Genomic DNA, 16,353 nt, shown 5'->3' with positions numbered 1-16,353 from the left:
GGAACGGCCACCTACTCACAGGGAGTACTCAGAATGACTGATCAGACTCATACCCCGAAATCCGGCCTGGGCCGCCGGGCATTCCTGCAGAGCGCCACCGCGACCGGCCTTGCCGCCGCGACCATGCCGCTGGGCTCGCGCATCTGGGCGCAATCGGGCCAGGTGCTGCGCGTCAGCTCCTATGCCGATATCGATGCGCTCGATCCCGGGTTCTACCAGAACGGCTACAACGTCGACGTGATGAACTGCATCTATTCCAAGCTGGTCCGCTATGTGCCCGGCCGCGAATGGGAGTGGGAGCTGGAAGCGGCCGAAGAGATCGAGCAGATCGACGAGACCCATATCCGCTTCAAGCTGAAGCCCGGCCTGATGTTCACTGGCGGCTATGGCGAGATCACGGCCGAGGACGTGAAATTCTCGTTCGAACGCGTGCTGGAACATGACAGCCCGGTGAAAAGCGACTGGGGTCCGCTGGACCATGTCGAGGTGACCGGCAAATACGAGGGCACCATCGTCCTGAAAGAACCGTTCCAGCCGCTGTGGTCGATCACCCTGCCTTACGGCACCGGGCATATCGTGTCGAAGAAGGCGGTGATGGAAGCCACGGAGAACGGTGGCGATTTCGGGATGACGCCGCCGGCGTTCTCGGGCCCCTACATCCTGCAGGAATGGAAGCCCAACCAGTACGTGCAGCTGGTGCGCAACCCCGAATGGACGGGCGAGGCCCCGGGCTTCGACGAGATCCGCATCCTGCCGATGGACGACACCAAGACCGCCGAGCGCGCCTACGAGGCCGGCGATCTGGATTTCACCCAGATCACCCTGTCGTCGCTGGCGCAGTATCGCGGCAACGTACCCGCCAACACGGTGATCGAGGAATATCCCTCGCTCTACTATGTCTGGCTGGGCATGAACCTCGACAACCCCGCACTTGGCGACGAAAACCTGCGCAAGGCGATCCAGTACGCGATCAACGCCGACCAGATCATCGACGCGGTCTATTTCGGCGAAGCGGCGCCTGCCACGGGCATGATCGCGCCGGGCCTGCCAGGCCATCGCGAAACGCCGTCCGTCCCCGTCGCGGGCGATCTGGACAAGGCGCGTGAATTCCTTGAAGCGGCGGGCGGCCCCCCGTCGGAGCCGCTGACCATCGATGCGCTGAATGCATCCGAATGGAAGACCATGGCCGAGGTGATCCAGGCGCAACTCGCGCAGATCGGCATCCCCACGCAGATCAACGTGCAGGATTCCGGTTCGTTCTGGACGCTGGGCATGGAAAGCGAAGGCGACCGCTGGAAGGACATGCAGCTGGTGCTGAACCGCTTCTCGATGCTGCCCGACCCGTATTACGCGACCAGCTGGTTCGTGAGCGATCAGGTCGGCATCTGGAACTGGGAACGCTTCTCCAGCGCGGAATTCGACGCCCTGCACAAGCAGGCGCTGAGCGAGACCGACACCGCGAAGCGGGCCGAGATCTACCAGGAAATGCAGGCCCTGATGGAAGCCAGCGGCGCCTACAAGTTCATCACCCACGAAGGCACGCCGGTGATGTACCGTGAAGGTCTGGAACCGGCGCTGCGCCCGGATGGACGTCCGCTCTACATCGACTTCAAGGGCAGCGTGTAAGCGAAGGGAGACCGCGACCAGTGCTATTGTACGCCTTCCAAAGGTTCGGCCTTTCGGTCGTGATCGTCATGGTCGCGGTCTCCATCCTCACCCTGATGCTGCACGTGGTGCCGGGCGATCCGGCGGTGATGATCCTTGGCCCCCGCGCCACGCCGGAGCTGATCGAACAGACCCGCGTGGCCATGGGGCTGGACAGGCCCTTGCCGGTGCAGATCGTCACCTTCTTCGGCAACATCCTGCGGGGCGACCTGGGGCAGGACGTGTTCACCGGCCGCTCGGTCTCGCGGATCGTGTTCGAACAACTGCCCTACACGCTGATCCTGATCTCGGTCTCGATCCTGTGGGCGGCGACGCTTGGCATCGCGCTTGGCTGCTATTCGGCGCTGCGCCGGAACACGTGGCTCGATACGCTGACCGGGGTGATCTCGGTCGGGACGATCTCCATCCCCGCCTTCGTGATGGCGCTTTATTCCGTGCTGGTCTTCGCCGTCTGGCTCCGCTGGCTGCCGGCCATCGGCGCGGGCGAAGGCTTCTGGGACGGGATCCGGCACCTGATCCTGCCGTCCTTCGCCATCGGCATTTCGTGGGTCGGCTACGTGGCGCGGATCGTGCGCGCCTCGATGCTGGAAGTGATGGGCCAGCCGCATGTGCGCATGGCCCGGGCCTACGGGCTGCCGGACGAATTGATAACCCGCTCCCATATCCTGAAAATCGCGGTGCAACCGGCGGTGACCCTGATCGGCACCGGTGTGGCGCACCTGTTTTCGGCGGCGGTGTTCGTCGAGGCGATCTTTGCCCGGCCCGGAATCGGCGCGCTGATCGTGCAGGCGGTGAACGAACGCAACTATCCCATCGTGCTGGGCGCGGTGCTGGTCACCACCGGCATCATCGTGCTGGCGACGCTCGTGTCGGACCTCGTGATCGCCTGGCTCGACCCGCGCCAGCGAGAGGAGCTGTAGCATGACCGACCTGACGCAAAGCCCGCTGCCCGAACCCAGCGCCCTGTCGCGCGGCCTTCGCGTGCTGGCGGGCAACCGGACGGGCATGATCGGCTTCGTGCTGGTGGCTCTGATCATCGGCTCGGCCATCTTCGCGCCGTGGATCGTGCCCTATGACCCGGCCGCCATCATGGTCGGCCCGCGCATGGCGCCGCCCTCGGCCGAACACTGGCTGGGCACCGACAATATCGGGCGCGACATCTTCAGCCGCGTGATCGCGGGCGGGCGCATCGCGATGCTGGTCGCCGCCGCCTCGCTGACCGCCGCACTCAGCGCCGGGTTGCTGCTGGGCCTGATCGCCGGGCTTGGGCCGCGCTGGCTGGACAACGTGCTGCTGCTGGTCTTCGACGCGCTGCGGTCCTTTCCCACCATCGTCTTCGGCCTGGCCGTGGTGACCATCATCGGGCCGAGCCTCTTTACCGTCATGCTGGTGGTCGCGATCACGTCGATCCCGATCTACGCGCGGATCGTGCGCACCCAGACGATGGCCCTGAAGAACGCCGAGTTCATCCTCGCCGAACGCGCCATGGGCGTGGGCATGCCGCGCCTGCTGTTCATCCATGTTCTGCCGAACGTGCTGGGGCCGCTCCTGATCCTTGCGTCGATGGATGTGCCGCTGGTGATCGCCACCGAAGCGGGGCTCAGCTTCCTTGGCATGGGCGTCCGCCCGCCGACGCCGTCGTGGGGCGTGATCCTGAACGATGGCTACAATTTCATCCGCAATTCGCCCTGGCCTGTCATCGGCGGGTCGATCCCGATCATCCTTGTCACCCTTGGCTTCACCTTCCTGGGCGAGGCGCTGCGCGACATCTTCGATCCCAAGCTGAGAAAGGCCGGCTGATGGCATCCCCCGCTGCAACGCGGCCCGCCCCGCAAGACGAACCGCTGGTGTCCATTGACGGCCTGTCCGTCGATTTCGCCACCCCGCGCGGCACCATCCACGCGCTGCGCAACATTGATCTGGAGGTTCCCCGCGGCAAGGTGCTGGGCCTTGTCGGCGAAAGCGGCTGTGGCAAGTCCACGCTGGCCTATTCGCTGATCGGCCTCCTGTCCGAAAACGCCCGGATCGCGGGCGGAGCCATCCGCATGGACGGCCACGATCTGGCGCGCCTTGGTCCCAGGGCCTGGCGCGATCTGCGCGGCCAGCGGATCTCGATGATCTTTCAGGACCCGATGACGGCGCTGAACCCGGTCACGACCATCGGTCGGCAGATGATGGACATCCAGTACCGCGATCCCGGGACCCGCGCCCAGAAACGCGCGCGGGCCATCGAGTTCCTGGAACAGGTGCAACTGCCCGATGCGGCGTCAAAGCTCGACGTCTACCCGCACCAGCTGTCGGGCGGCATGCGTCAGCGCGTGTGCATCGCCATGGCGCTGCTGACCCGGCCCGACCTGCTGATCGCGGATGAACCGACGACGGCGCTGGATGCCACGCTGGAAATGCAGATCGTCACGCTCCTGCGCGAATTGCAGGAGAAATTCGGCTGCTCGGTCCTGTTCGTCTCGCACCATCTGGGCACGGTGGCCGAGCTGTGTGACGAGGTCGCGGTGATGTACGCGGGCGAGGTCGTCGAACGCGGCGCGGTGGCAGAGGTCTTCAACGCCCCCCGCCATCCTTACACGCAGGCGCTGTTCGATTGCGACCCCGCCCGCATTCGCGTGGCCACGCGGCACCTGCCGACGATCCCCGGCACCCTGCCCGACCTGCGCCAGCCGCCCAGGGGCTGTGCCTTCCGCGCGCGCTGCGGCAAGGCCTTCGCCCGCTGCGAAGTCGAACACCCGCCGCTCTACCCCGCCGCGCCCGGGCAGGACGCGCGCTGCCATCTTGTCGATCCGGCGGAGGACGCGTCATGAGCCTTCTGGAAGTCACCGACCTGCGCATCCGCTATGTTCGCCAAGGGCGGCTGAAAGCGGCGCTCCGCCGCGAACCCCGTGATTTCGAGGCCGTCTGCGGCGTGTCCTTCCAGCTCGACCCCGGCCAGACCCTCGGGCTGGTGGGCGAAAGCGGCTCCGGCAAGTCCACCATCGCCCGGACGCTGATCGGGCTGAAGAAAAGCTCGGGCGGGTCGATCCGGTTCGACGGGGCCGAGATTTCCGACGCGTCGGCGCGTGACTGGGGCCGGCTCCGGCGGGAAATGTCGATGATGTGGCAGGATCCCGTCGGTTCCCTGTCGCCGCGGCTGACCGTCAAGGCGCTGGTCACCGAACCCCTGCGGATCAACGGGATGAAGGCCAGCCGGGCCGAAGCCGTGCGCCTTCTGAGCCTTGTTGGCCTGCCGCCGGAATTCGCCAACCGCTACCCGCACCAGCTGTCGGGCGGACAGGCGCGGCGGGTCGGCGTGGCGCGCGCGCTGGCGCTGGACCCCAAGCTGCTGATCGCCGACGAACCGACCGCCGGGCTCGACATGTCGGTGCAGGGAGAGGTGCTGAACCTCCTGGCCGAAGTGCAGGCCCGCAGCGGCGTGGCGATCGTGATCATCACGCATAACCTGAACCTTGTCCGCCACGTGACCGACCAGATGGCGATCATGTACCTTGGCCGCTTCGTGGAACAGGGGCCCACCGAACAGATCTTCGCCCAGCCGCGGCACCCGTATACCAAGGCCCTGCTGGAAGCGAACCCGGAGCCCGACCCGGAGGCCCGGCAGGACTACGTTCCGCTGTCGGGAGAGGTGCCGAGCCCGGTGAACCGGCCCACGGGATGCGATTTTCACCCCCGTTGCGTCCATGCCCGGCCGGATTGCGCCGCCCGCGTGCCCGACTGGACGGAAGAAGGCGCACGCGGGCATCGGTGCATGTACCCGCTCTGAATGGCGGCACCGGCTGCGATCAAGGATCTCGGCGCTGTCAGGGCCCCAGCAGCGGCGCGACAAGGGCCGCGATGCGGGCAGACCCCTTTTCCGAAGGATGGATGCGATCCGACGCGAACAGCGACGGGTCGTCGGGCCGGAACACGTCGTCCATGTTGACAAGTGTCACCCCGGCATCGGCCTGCGCCATCCGGCCCAGCCGGTTTTCCAGCACCTGGTACGGCGCCTCGCAACTGGTGCCGGCATGTCGGGGCGTGGTGTAGTAATCCGCCCAGATCACCCGCGATCCACGCCCGCGCAGATCGGCCACCAGTGCCGGGATCGTGCCCTTTGTCCCTTCGGCCGAGATCATCAGGTCCAGCACGGCCCCGCAATCGGAACAGTTGCAATTGCTGCTCAGGTCGTTCGCGCCGCCGTTCAGCACCACCCATTCGGGTGTCAGCCCGGCGAGCTGCGTCGGGATGTTCAACGGACCGCGCCCGCCCCCGACCTGCGCCAGGGCGAGCGAGACATCGCCCACAGGTTCTCCCAGCTGCGCCGCCAGCCCGTCGGCGACCGATGCGCCGGTGCTTCGGTTCCACGCCATGACGGAATCGCCCGCAACGACGATGCGCGCATCGTCCGGCACGCTGCGGCCACAGGCGGCCGCAAGGGCCACAGTCAGGGTCAGAATGATCCAAGGTTTCATGATCAAGGACTTAGCATGCACGGCACCGGCATCAATCCCGGCTGAACCTTGCCGCACGGGTTCCTTCAGGGGCCTGCACCCCGACAATCCGGGAATGCAACCGTAAGGATACAATCCCGTGCCCGACACCCCGCGTGCGCCACCGGTCTTGCCTTCCGCCTTTGGGACAAGCCGCGTCGGTCTGGGTGATAATTGAATGCCGGGGCGGGCGAGAATCGATCTCCTCCGGCGTACACTTTTGTCGGACCAAAGCGGAAAACTGGCCAGTATCGTGGGCCGGGGACGCGGTTCCCGGCTGCGGGCTTCCGCACAAATGCCATCTGGTATGATGAAATGCGGGAAATGGCCCCCCGGACGCCGCTCCGATTGTTGATCGCAACCCGGATCCATGCGTTATTTGCCCAACCACCGGGTCAGAGGATGCCCCTCCCGGTTCCTTGGAGGAGATCACGCGGGCATCAACCAAAGGGAGAGAGACATGGGCTTTACCAAGAAGCTTGCCGGACTGGCCGCCGTGGCCGTTTCGGTCATGGGCATTGGCGGATCCGCGCTGGCCGCGGACTATAACTGGACGTTCCAGACATCGGAAACCGCGGGCGAACCCGGTTTCGTGAACAAGCAGAAATGGGCGGAGAACGTCGGAACGCTGTCCGGCGGCCGGATCGACATCGAGATCCTGCCCATCGGGTCGGTCGTGCCGCATACCGATACGCTGGAAGCCGTGGGCGCGGGCATCCTTCAGGGCCACCTGACCGATCCCAGCTACTTCTCGGGCAAGGATCCGGCCTTTGCGATGATGGGCAACCTTGTCGGCGCGTGGAGCGATCCGTTCGAGCTTCTGGGCTTCATGGAAAGCGGCGGCGGGAACGAGCTGTATGCCGAGCTGGTAGAACCCTACGGCGTCCAGTTCATCGGCGCCAGCGCGACCGAGCCCGAGGCCTTCGTGTCGGGCGTGCCGATCCGCACGGTCGAGGACCTGAAAGGCGTCAAGCTGCGCGCGCCCGAAGGCATGGTGTACGAGATCTTCTCGAAAGCCGGGGCCGCGCCCGTGTCGCTGCCCGGCTCGGAGATCTTCTCGGCGCTGGACAAGGGCGTGGTGGATGCGGCCGACAACACCGTCTTCGCCACCAACCAGTCGCTGGGGATGAACGACATCGCCCCCTACCCGCTGTATCCCGGGTTCCATTCGCTGCCGATGATCGACATCTCGATGAACAAGCAGATCTGGGACGAACTGCCTGAAGACCTGAAGGAAATCCTGATCGCGTCGGTCAAGCAGTTCAGCTTCAACCACATATATTCGGTGCGCGAACTAGATGCCGCGGCGGTGGAACAGGCCAAGGCCAACCCCGAGATCGAGATCATCAACTGGTCGGGCGACGAACGGGCCAAGTTCCGCCGCATTGCCCAGCAGGAATGGCAGAACTGGGCCCCCAAGACGGACATGACCCAGCGCTACTACGATGCGGTCACGAGCTATCTTCAGGGCCGCAACCTGCTCTGATCCGGCATGATGACACGGCTGCGCCCGGCTTCGGTCGGGCGCAAAGGCAATACAAAGGGGGACGCCGGACGTGGCACAGGTATCCGAGATTATCACCAGGGTCGACGACAGCGACGTCGACATCCGTACAGGTCTGGACCGTGCGCTGGCGGCATCTGCGAAGGTGTTCGCATGGGCGATCTTCGCGGCGTTCCTGATCTCGGTCATCGAGGTCGTGTCGCGCTACGCGTTCGACAGCCCGACCTTCTGGGCGCATGAAACCACGTCCTTCCTGATCGCGGCGATCTTCCTGATCGGCGGCCCGGTGGCGCTGGCCCGCGACAAGCATATCCGCGTGCGGATGTTCTACGATTCCGTCAGCCCCAAGCGGAAGCGGATGCTCGACATCTTCAATTCCGTCGTGGCGCTGTTGTTCTTCGCTGGCCTGTCCTTCGCAAGCTGGATCATGGTCAGCAAATCCTGGTTCACGCCCACCGGTGACCTGCATCTTGAAGGCACCGGCACCTCGTGGAACCCGCCGACGCCTGCGCTGCTGAAGCTGATGGTGCTGATCTGCGTGGTGGCGATGTTCGTCCAGACGCTGCTGCACCTGATCGCCGCCATCCGCCGCGATGTCTCAGACACATCTGCGCCCGCCAAGGGGGAATGAGCATGGATCTCAGCGCGCTCGGCATCGAAAACGGGTCCTATCTGCTTGTCGCCATGATCTTCCTGCTGCTTCTGACCGGCCAGCCGCTGGCATGGGTCACGGGGCTGGTGGCGCTGATCTTCACCTTCGGCTGGTTCGGGCCCATGGCCCTGCCGCTGGTCACGTCGCGGATCTTCGGGTTCATCACCGAATATTCGCTGGTCGCCATTCCGATGTTCATCCTGATGGCGGCGCTGCTGGACCGGTCGGGCATCGCGAAATCCCTGTTCAACGGGATGCGCATCCTGGCCGGCCGCCTGCCGGGCGGCGTGGCGGTGCAGACGCTGATCGTGGCGATCCTGATGGCCGCCATGTCCGGCGTGATCGGCGGCGAGATCGTGCTGCTGGGCATCCTCGCCCTGCCCCAGATGCTGCGCCTTGGCTATGACCGCAGCCTGTCCATCGGCGTCGTCTGCGCCGGCGGGTCGCTGGGCACGATGATGCCGCCATCCATCGTGCTGATCATCTTCGGGCTGGTCGCCAATGTCTCGATTGCCGACCTGTTCATCGCGGCCATCACGCCCGCACTGCTGCTGCTGGCCTTCTACGTGGCCTACGTGCTGTTCATGTGCTGGCGCAATCCCGCGCTTGGCCCGCCGATGTCGGAAGAGGAAGCGGCCGAGGAATCCTTGTGGTCCGCTCTGCGGTCCCTTGCCGCGCCGCTCCTGATCGTGTTCGTCGTGCTGGGCTCGATCTATGGGGGCATCGCCTCGATCACCGAAGCGGCGGCGATGGGGGTTTCGGCGGTCATGATCATCTCGTTCTTCCGGGGCGAGCTGAACGTGAAGCTGCTGCAGGACAGCCTTGTCCACACGCTGGAAACCTGCGGCATGATCATCTGGATCGGGATCGCCGCCGCCGTTCTGGTGGGCGTCTACAACCTGATGGGAGGCAACCGCTTCGTCGCGCAGGCGATCCTGTCCATTGATGCGGCGCCCGTGCTGATCATCATGGTGATGATGGTGATCCTGCTGGTGCTTGGCATGTTCCTCGACTGGATCGGGATCGCGTTGCTGACCCTGCCGATCTTCGTGCCCATCGTGGTGCAGCTGGGCTATGATCCGATCTGGTTCGGGATCCTCTTCGCCGTGAACATGCAGGTGTCGTACCTGACACCCCCCTTCGGCCCCGCCGCGTTCTACCTGAAAAGCGTGGCGCCGCGCGAGATCACGCTGAAGCACATCTACACCGCGCTGCTGCCATTCATCGCGCTGCAGCTGGTCGTGCTGGGGATCATCCTGTTCTATCCTCCCATCGCCACGTGGCCGATATGAGGCCGCGGTTAACTGACCACCACAACGGGGACCGTCAGGTTGGACGATGCATTCGACGATAGCGCCGGGGGGTCAGCCGTGGACCAGGTCGTGGCCCAGATCCGCGACCTGATCGAAGCGGACGGGCTGACCGTGGGGGACAAGCTGCCGACCGAACGCGAACTGTGCGACCGCTTCACGACAAGCCGCAACACGGTGCGCGAGGCGATGCGCATGCTGAAGGCCTACGGCATCGTCGACGTACGGCCCAAGGTCGGTGCCACCATCGTCGATCATCGCATGAACCGCGCGCTGGACATCTTTTCCTTCAACGTGGCCGAGATCTCGCGCAAGACCTTTGACGATATCCAGGGCTTTCGCGAGCTGATCGAGACGGGTATCGCGCTGCATATCTTCGATGCGGTCACGCCGGCGGATCTGGAAAACCTGAGGGCGATCAATCGCCAGATGGTTCAGGCGCGCAGCATAGTCGAGGCGTCGGAATACGATTTCCAGTTCCACACCGCGCTGATCGCGCTGACGGGCAACAAGTCCACGCTCGACATCTACGGGATCATGAAGCCGGTGATCCTGCGGATCATGCAGCGCGGCAAGACCCGCCGCATCATCGAGGGCGAGACCTTCGAGGAACACGAAACCGTCCTGCGCGCGATCGAGGCGTCGGACAACCTGGCCTACCAGTACCTTATGCGAACCCATCTTCGCGCGGGACTGGCATCGTTCGGCGTCACGCCCGGACGGCCCGACATCAAGACCTGACCCGCGTCACGCGCCGACGAACGGTCCGGATCCAAGGAGAGCAGCACCATGACGAAACGCCGACTGCGCAGCCAGGACTGGTTCGACAACCCCGACCATGCCGACATGACGGCGCTCTACCTCGAACGGTTCATGAATTATGGCCTGACGCCCGAGGAACTTTCCGAAGGCCGCCCGATCATCGGCATCGCGCAATCGGGCAGCGACCTGTCCCCCTGTAACCGCCATCACATCGATCTGGCCAAGCGCGTGCGCGACGGTATCCGCGATGCGGGCGGCATCCCGATGGAATTTCCCACCCATCCGATCTTCGAGAACTGCCGCCGCCCCACCGCCGCGCTGGACAGAAACCTGTCCTATCTTGGGCTGGTAGAGCTGCTGCACGGCTATCCCATCGACGGCGTGGTGCTGACCACCGGCTGCGACAAGACCACCCCCGCCGCGATTATGGCGGCGGCGACGGTCGATATTCCGGCCATCGTCCTGTCGGGCGGCGCGATGCTCGATTCCGTCCACGAAGGGCGGCTTGCGGGCTCCGGCACCGTCATCTGGCAATCCCGCCGCCGCTATGCGGCCGGAGAGATCGACCGGGCGGAGTTCCTGGACGCAGCGCTCAGTTCCGCGCCCTCCATCGGCCATTGCAACACGATGGGCACCGCCTCCACGATGAACGCGCTGGCCGAAGCGATGGGCATGTCCCTGACCGGATGCGCCACCATCCCCGCCGCGTACCGCGAGCGCGGGCAGATGTCCTACCGCACGGGCAAGCGCATCGTGGACATGGTGCACGTGGACCTCCGCCCGTCGCAGATCCTGACGCGCGAGGCGATGCTGAACGCGGTGCGGGTGAATGCGGCCATCGGTGGCTCGACGAACGCGCAACCGCACTTGGCCGCCATCGCCGAAACCGCGGGCGTCGAGCTGACGAAGGACGACTGGCAGATCCACGGCTACGACATCCCGCTGCTGGCCGATATCCAGCCGGCGGGCCGCTTCCTGTCGGAACGCTTCCACCGCGCGGGCGGCGTGCCGGCGATCATGTGGGAATTGATGGACGCCGGGGTGCTGGACAAAGACTGCCTGACCGTGACCGGCGAAAGCATGGGCCGGAACCTGAATGGCCGCGAGGCCCGCGACCGCGAGGTGATCCGCCCCTATGCCCAACCGATGATGGAGCGTGCGGGCTTCCGCGTGCTGAAGGGCAATCTTTTCGATTTCGCGATCATGAAGACCTGCGTGATCTCCGAAGATTTCCGCCGCCGCTTCCTGTCCGAGACAGGGCACGAGAACTGTTTCGAAGGCCGTGCCGTGGTGTTCGACGGGTCTGAAGACTATCACGCCCGGATCAATGACCCCGATCTCGATATCGACGAACGCTCGATCCTCGTGATCCGCGGCTCCGGTCCCATCGGCTGGCCCGGTTCGGCCGAGGTCGTGAACATGCAGCCCCCCGACCGGCTGATCCGCGCGGGCATCACCAGCCTGCCGACCATCGGCGACGGGCGGCAATCGGGCACCGCCGACAGCCCGTCGATTGTTCATGCGTCGCCGGAAAGTGCGGCCGGCGGCGGGCTGGCATGGCTCCGCACCGGTGACACGATCCGCATCGACCTGAACGAAGGCCGTTGCGACATGCTGGTGCCGGATGCGGAAATCGAGGAACGCCGCCAGAAAGGCACGCCCCCGGTCCCGGATGACCAGACGCCCTGGCAGCGGATCTACCGGCAGGAGGCTAACCAGCTGAGCGACGGCGCGGTGCTGAAATCCGCCGAAGGCTTTCACCAGATCGCCCGGATCCTGCCCCGCCACAACCACTGATCCGCCGTTTCAGCCTTGCGGCAACACTCGGGCGCGGGATCCCGGGCATGACGAACATGTCGTGCCGGGCGCCCCGTCCTCGCGCCGGTAGCCTTACTGCAGCAGAACCGGTATCTCGACCGGCCCGCGAAACCCGAACCCGCGCCAGATCACGGCATCGGTGTCCGGGATCGTCATGTTCGGGAACCGGTCGAACAGCGCGGGCAGCATGATCACCCCCACGGCCCGCCGGGCAACATGCGTGCCCTGGCAGAAATGCGGGCCGTTGCCGAAGGACTGGTGCAGGCAGTCGGTCCGGTAGACATTGAAGGCCTCGCCGTCGGACACGACATCCTCGTCCCGGTTGGCGCTGGCCTGGATGGTCATCACCGTGTCGCCCTTGGGGATCAGGTGGCCGCGGATTTCGGTGTCTTCGGTGACAAGCCGGGACGAGGCCGAGATCGGCGCGACCCAGCGGATGCCTTCCTCGAACGCCTTCACCCAGTCGCCCTTGCGCTTGACCTCCTCCAGCTGGTCGGGATTGGTCAGCAGGCCGTACAGCGTCGTGTTCAGCGCGTCGCGCGGTTCGTTGATGCCGCCGCCGATGGCGATCTTGATGTTGGAATAGATCTGCTTTTCCTCGATCGGATCGTCGGCGTTCAGCATGGCGGAAAAGGCCGACGGGTTCGGTTCGGCCCGGTGCCTGTCCTGCAACCTGTCCAGCAGGGCATGGATGCCCTCGTTCGCGCGGTCCGCCCGTTCGAACGGCGCATCGCGCCAGCCGAAATTCCCGGCCCCTTCGATCAGCGCCTGGGACCATTCCATCATGTCCTCGTCGCTGGCTTCCTCCATCCCCAGAAGGATCGCAAGACCGCGCGCGGCATAGGCGCCGGACAGGACGGCAAACAGATCGACGACCTCACCCTTCGGCAGGCGGGCGACGTAGTCCTCGGCGATCTTCTGGTAGCGCGGCATCCATTCCGTCTGGATCACCTTCGGCGCAAAGGCCGGCGCCATGGCCATCCGTTCGCGCAGATGCGCCTCTCCATCCTTGCGCATCAGGGTATGGGCCCAGAAGGCGCGCTTCATCGGCGTGTTGGGATCGTCCGAGCTGAAGATCTCCGGGTGATCCTTGACGTATTTCGTGTCCGCCGCCTTGGTCAGCAGCGTGCGCCCCGCGGCCTTGACCCGGCAGACCGGCGCCTCGGCGCGCAGGCGGCGGTAGATCGGGAACGGATCGCGGTCCAGGTCCTCCAGCGTGATCGTCTCGTCCAGTGGTGCCAGTTCAGCCATGTCGTCCTCCCACAAACGATAGCGTCAGGTCGTCTCGCCCAGTAGCCGCAAGGCGTTTTCCTTCAGGATCAGCGGCCGCACCTCGTCCTTGAACGGCGCGTTCTCGAAATCGGCCAGCCAGCGGTCGGGCGTGATCGCGGGCCAGTCCGAGCCGAACAGCATCTTCTTCTTCAGGATCGAGTTCGCGTACTTGATGAAGATCTCGGGGAAGTACTTGGGCGACCAGCCGGACATGTCGAAATAGACATTGGGCTTGTGCTGGGCGACGGCCAGGCCTTCTTCCGTCCACGGGAAACTGGGATGCGCCAGGATGATCGGCATGTCGGGGAAATCGACGGCCACGTCGTCCAGGTACATCGGGTTCGAATATTTCAGCCGCATCCCCATGCCGCCCTTCATGCCGGAACCCACGCCCGTCTGGCCTGTGTGGAACAGCGTGATCACGCCTTCTTCGGCGCAGGCTTCCAGAACGGTGTAGCAGGCCTCCCGGTCATTCGGGAAAAACCCCTGCATGGTGGGGTGGAACTTGAACCCGCGCACGCCGAAATCGCGGACAAGGCGCTTCACCTCGCGCGCGCCGGCCTTGCCCTTGTGCGGGTCGATTGAGGCGAAGGGGATCAGGATGTCGTCATTCTCGGCACAAAGCCCGGCCACTTCCTCGTTCGAATAGCGGCGGAAGCCCGTCTCGCGCTCGGCGTCCACCGGGAAGATCACGGCGGCGATGTTGCGTTCACGGTAGTAATTGGCGGTGTCCTGAACCGTGGGCAGCATGCCTTCGGCCCCGGCGGGATTGCGGAAATAGGCCGCCATCCCGGCCTGGAATTCGTTGTAGCCATCGTCGCGCGAATGATTGCAGGGTTCTTCCGCATGGGTGTGGAAATCGATCGCCTTAACCGCCTTGAAGTCGACCATGCGCATCCTCCCGATGATTTTCTGTTGGTGCCCTCAAAGAATGCTATACATGAAAACTGTTTACCTATACAACAAAAACCGAGGCAAGACCGGGGGAATCTCAGATGGACAAGGCCACAGCCGGCACGGTCACACGGACCGAGATCGATGGCGACATCGCAACGCTGATCTTCAATCGCCCCGAAAAGCGCAACGCGATGAACGATGCGCTGGTGGCCGAGCTTGACCAGTTCTTTTCCCATCCGCCCGAAGGCGTGAACGCGGTGATCCTGCGGGGCGAAGGCGGGCATTTCTGTTCGGGTCTGGACCTTGCCGAACACGAACACCGCGAACCTGTCGCCGGTGTCTACCATTCCCGCAACTGGCACCGCGTGTCCGACCTGATCGAATTCGGCGGGCTGCCGGTGATTTCCGTCCTGACGGGCGCGGTGATCGGCGGCGGGCTGGAAATCGCGGCCTCGACCCATGTGCGGATCGCCGAACCCGATGTGCGGTTCCAGCTGCCCGAAGGGCGCCGGGGCATCTTCGTGGGCGGCGGCGCCACCGTCCGCGTCGGGCGCCTGATCGGGGCCGACCGGATGCGGGAAATGATGCTGACCGGCCGCAATTACGGGGCCGAGGATGGCCTGAAGCTGGGCCTTGCGCATTACACCGTGGGCGCGGGCGAAGGGCTGGATCTGGCGAAGTCGCTGGCGCGCAAGATCGCCGACAACGCGCCGTTCTCGAACTACCTGATGATCAACGCGATTTCGCGCATCAACGACATGTCCCGCGCGGATGGTCTGTTCACCGAAAGCCTTGCGGCTGCGATGTGCCAGACCTCCGACGGGGCCAAGGAAGGGCTGCGGGCATTCCTGGAGAAACGGGAGCCCAGGTTCCGCTGAAGGCAAGGCGGGGACCAACCCGCTACCACGTCATGGAAATCAGGGAGGATAGACCATGGACAAACGACGCTTCATCAAGACCACGATCGCCGGTGCGCTGGCCGCCACCGCTCTGGGCGGGGCCGCCGCCGCGCAGGACGTCACCTTGCGCCTGCACCAGTTCCTGCCGCCCCCGGCTACGGTCCCGGCCGAGATCCTGAAACCCTGGGCCGCGAGTGTCGAGGAGGCCTCGGACGGGCGCATCAAGATCGAACATTTCGACGCCATGTCGCTGGGCGGCCGCCCGCCCGAACTTTACGACCAGGCGCGCGACGGCGTCGTCGACATGGCGATGACGGTCGTGGGCTACACCTCGGGCCGGTTCCCGCGCACCGAAGTGTTCGAACTGCCGTTCATGATGACCGATCCGGTGGCCACCGCGAATGCCTACTGGGAGATGGTCGAAACCGACTGGCAGGACAACGAATACAGCGACGTCAAGGTTCTGGGCGCATGGGTCCACGGACCGGGCGTGATCCACAGCAAGGACGGCGTGACCAGCCTTGAAGACCTGCAGGGCGTGACCGTCCGCGGTCCGACGCGGATCATCAACGACCTGCTGTCCGAACTGGGCGCCGAACCCGTCGGCATGCCGCTGCCCTCGATCCCCGAGGCGATCTCGAAAGGTGTGGTCAAGGGCACCGTGATCCCGTGGGAAGTCACCCCGGCGATCCGGCTGTCGGAACTCGTCGATAACCATACCGAGTTCTCGGGGGACGAGGCGCTGTACACCGCTGCCATCGTGCTGGTCATGAACAAGGCCAAGTACGACGCGCTCCCCGATGACCTGAAGGCCATTCTGGACGCGGAATCCGGCGCCAAGCTTTCGGCCTTCGCGACACAGGTGATGTGGGACCAGGACGCCCCGGCCCGCGAAATCGCGGTCGAGGCCGGCAATAACATCGTCGAACTGGACCAAGCCGAGGTGGACCGTTGGAAAGAGGCGTCCGAACCGGTGATCGCGCGCTGGATCGAGGACATGGACGCCAAGGGCATCGACGGTGCCGCGCTGATCGAACAGGCCAAGGGCCTGATCGCCAAGCACGGCGGCTGAACCCCTGACGGAGCGGCGGGCACC

15 protein-coding genes are annotated in these 16,353 nt (G+C 65.0%); 12 read left to right on the top strand and 3 right to left on the bottom strand.

What is annotated here, in order from left to right; genetic code table 11:
• The first annotated feature begins 33 nt into the window (after window positions 1-33).
• From D4754_RS18750 to D4754_RS18730, 5 genes are read left to right on the top strand one after another with little or no spacing between them, the layout of a single operon-like run.
• Window positions 34-1,626 (top strand): ABC transporter substrate-binding protein, encoded by a 1,593-nt coding sequence (locus D4754_RS18750; RefSeq protein WP_121066606.1) that lies wholly within the window; start codon window positions 34-36, stop codon window positions 1,624-1,626.
• A gap of 20 nt (window positions 1,627-1,646) precedes the next feature.
• Complete coding sequence (locus D4754_RS18745; protein WP_121066603.1) at window positions 1,647-2,585, top strand: ABC transporter permease; 939 nt, start codon at window positions 1,647-1,649, stop codon at window positions 2,583-2,585.
• A 1-nt stretch (window position 2,586) separates the two neighbouring features.
• Window positions 2,587-3,465 (top strand): ABC transporter permease, encoded by an 879-nt coding sequence (locus D4754_RS18740; protein ID WP_121066600.1) that lies wholly within the window; start codon window positions 2,587-2,589, stop codon window positions 3,463-3,465.
• Window positions 3,465-4,481, top strand: coding sequence for an ABC transporter ATP-binding protein (locus tag D4754_RS18735; RefSeq protein ID WP_121066597.1), 1,017 nt, complete (start codon window positions 3,465-3,467; stop codon window positions 4,479-4,481). The genes D4754_RS18740 and D4754_RS18735 overlap by 1 nt, the downstream gene beginning before the upstream one ends.
• Entirely contained in the window at window positions 4,478-5,437 is a 960-nt protein-coding gene (locus D4754_RS18730; protein ID WP_121066594.1) for an oligopeptide/dipeptide ABC transporter ATP-binding protein, read from the top strand. Before D4754_RS18735 ends, D4754_RS18730 begins: the two co-directional genes overlap by 4 nt.
• 37 nt (window positions 5,438-5,474) lie before the next feature.
• On the opposite strand, the gene D4754_RS18725 is transcribed toward D4754_RS18730, so the two are convergent.
• The gene (locus D4754_RS18725) at window positions 5,475-6,125 is read right to left on the bottom strand and encodes an SGNH/GDSL hydrolase family protein (protein WP_121066591.1); all 651 of its coding nucleotides are present in this window, start codon (window positions 6,123-6,125) and stop codon (window positions 5,475-5,477) included.
• Window positions 6,126-6,603: 478 nt separating this feature from the next.
• Between D4754_RS18725 and D4754_RS18720 the strand changes: the two genes are divergently transcribed.
• The 5 genes from D4754_RS18720 (at window position 6,604) to D4754_RS18700 (ending at window position 12,168) form a co-directional block, all read left to right on the top strand.
• Complete coding sequence (locus D4754_RS18720; protein WP_163025976.1) at window positions 6,604-7,629, top strand: TRAP transporter substrate-binding protein; 1,026 nt, start codon at window positions 6,604-6,606, stop codon at window positions 7,627-7,629.
• 70 nt (window positions 7,630-7,699) lie between these two features.
• Window positions 7,700-8,278: a TRAP transporter small permease subunit gene (locus D4754_RS18715; RefSeq protein ID WP_121066585.1), complete on the top strand. Its 579-nt coding sequence runs from the start codon at window positions 7,700-7,702 to the stop codon at window positions 8,276-8,278.
• A gap of 2 nt (window positions 8,279-8,280) precedes the next feature.
• On the top strand, window positions 8,281-9,591 hold the full coding sequence (locus D4754_RS18710) for a TRAP transporter large permease (protein WP_121066582.1): 1,311 nt from the start codon (window positions 8,281-8,283) through the stop codon (window positions 9,589-9,591).
• 78 nt (window positions 9,592-9,669) lie between these two features.
• Complete coding sequence (locus D4754_RS18705) at window positions 9,670-10,350, top strand: FadR/GntR family transcriptional regulator (RefSeq protein WP_163025975.1); 681 nt, start codon at window positions 9,670-9,672, stop codon at window positions 10,348-10,350.
• Window positions 10,351-10,398: 48 nt separating this feature from the next.
• The gene (locus tag D4754_RS18700) at window positions 10,399-12,168 is read left to right on the top strand and encodes an IlvD/Edd family dehydratase (protein ID WP_121066576.1); all 1,770 of its coding nucleotides are present in this window, start codon (window positions 10,399-10,401) and stop codon (window positions 12,166-12,168) included.
• 93 nt (window positions 12,169-12,261) lie between these two features.
• Here D4754_RS18700 and D4754_RS18695 read toward each other — a convergent pair whose 3' ends face one another.
• Both D4754_RS18695 and D4754_RS18690 read right to left on the bottom strand, forming a co-directional pair.
• Complete coding sequence (locus tag D4754_RS18695) at window positions 12,262-13,440, bottom strand: cytochrome P450 (protein WP_121066573.1); 1,179 nt, start codon at window positions 13,438-13,440, stop codon at window positions 12,262-12,264.
• 24 nt (window positions 13,441-13,464) lie between these two features.
• The gene (locus D4754_RS18690; RefSeq protein ID WP_121066570.1) at window positions 13,465-14,352 is read right to left on the bottom strand and encodes an amidohydrolase family protein; all 888 of its coding nucleotides are present in this window, start codon (window positions 14,350-14,352) and stop codon (window positions 13,465-13,467) included.
• A 104-nt stretch (window positions 14,353-14,456) separates the two neighbouring features.
• On the opposite strand from D4754_RS18690, the gene D4754_RS18685 reads away from it, so the two are divergent.
• Together D4754_RS18685 and D4754_RS18680 are read left to right on the top strand one after the other, a co-directional pair.
• Entirely contained in the window at window positions 14,457-15,236 is a 780-nt protein-coding gene (locus D4754_RS18685) for a crotonase/enoyl-CoA hydratase family protein (RefSeq protein ID WP_121066567.1), read from the top strand.
• A gap of 55 nt (window positions 15,237-15,291) precedes the next feature.
• Window positions 15,292-16,329, top strand: coding sequence for a TRAP transporter substrate-binding protein (locus D4754_RS18680; RefSeq protein ID WP_121066564.1), 1,038 nt, complete (start codon window positions 15,292-15,294; stop codon window positions 16,327-16,329).
• Window positions 16,330-16,353: the final 24 nt, after the last annotated feature.

Origin of the sequence: Chachezhania antarctica, assembly GCF_003646465.1 — a bacterium.
In the GTDB taxonomy this organism is placed as follows: Bacteria; Pseudomonadota; Alphaproteobacteria; order Rhodobacterales; family Rhodobacteraceae; genus Chachezhania; species Chachezhania antarctica.
Note: the sequence above shows the minus strand (reverse complement) of the source record. Positions and strands in the feature narration are given on the sequence as shown.

Bases quoted from the DNA above. Each gene is read 5' to 3' on its own strand.
- D4754_RS18720 (WP_163025976.1), top strand. From the start codon at position 6,604: ATGGGCTTTACCAAGAAGCTTGCCGGACTGGCCGCCGTGGCCGTTTCG.
- D4754_RS18685 (WP_121066567.1), top strand. From the start codon at position 14,457: ATGGACAAGGCCACAGCCGGCACGGTCACACGGACCGAGATCGATGGC.
- D4754_RS18700 (WP_121066576.1), top strand. From the start codon at position 10,399: ATGACGAAACGCCGACTGCGCAGCCAGGACTGGTTCGACAACCCCGAC.
- D4754_RS18740 (WP_121066600.1), top strand. From the start codon at position 2,587: ATGACCGACCTGACGCAAAGCCCGCTGCCCGAACCCAGCGCCCTGTCG.
- D4754_RS18710 (WP_121066582.1), top strand. From the start codon at position 8,281: ATGGATCTCAGCGCGCTCGGCATCGAAAACGGGTCCTATCTGCTTGTC.
- D4754_RS18725 (WP_121066591.1), bottom strand. From the start codon at position 6,125: ATGAAACCTTGGATCATTCTGACCCTGACTGTGGCCCTTGCGGCCGCC.
- D4754_RS18730 (WP_121066594.1), top strand. From the start codon at position 4,478: ATGAGCCTTCTGGAAGTCACCGACCTGCGCATCCGCTATGTTCGCCAA.
- D4754_RS18750 (WP_121066606.1), top strand. From the start codon at position 34: ATGACTGATCAGACTCATACCCCGAAATCCGGCCTGGGCCGCCGGGCA.
- D4754_RS18690 (WP_121066570.1), bottom strand. From the start codon at position 14,352: ATGGTCGACTTCAAGGCGGTTAAGGCGATCGATTTCCACACCCATGCG.
- D4754_RS18695 (WP_121066573.1), bottom strand. From the start codon at position 13,440: ATGGCTGAACTGGCACCACTGGACGAGACGATCACGCTGGAGGACCTG.
- D4754_RS18735 (WP_121066597.1), top strand. From the start codon at position 3,465: ATGGCATCCCCCGCTGCAACGCGGCCCGCCCCGCAAGACGAACCGCTG.
- D4754_RS18680 (WP_121066564.1), top strand. From the start codon at position 15,292: ATGGACAAACGACGCTTCATCAAGACCACGATCGCCGGTGCGCTGGCC.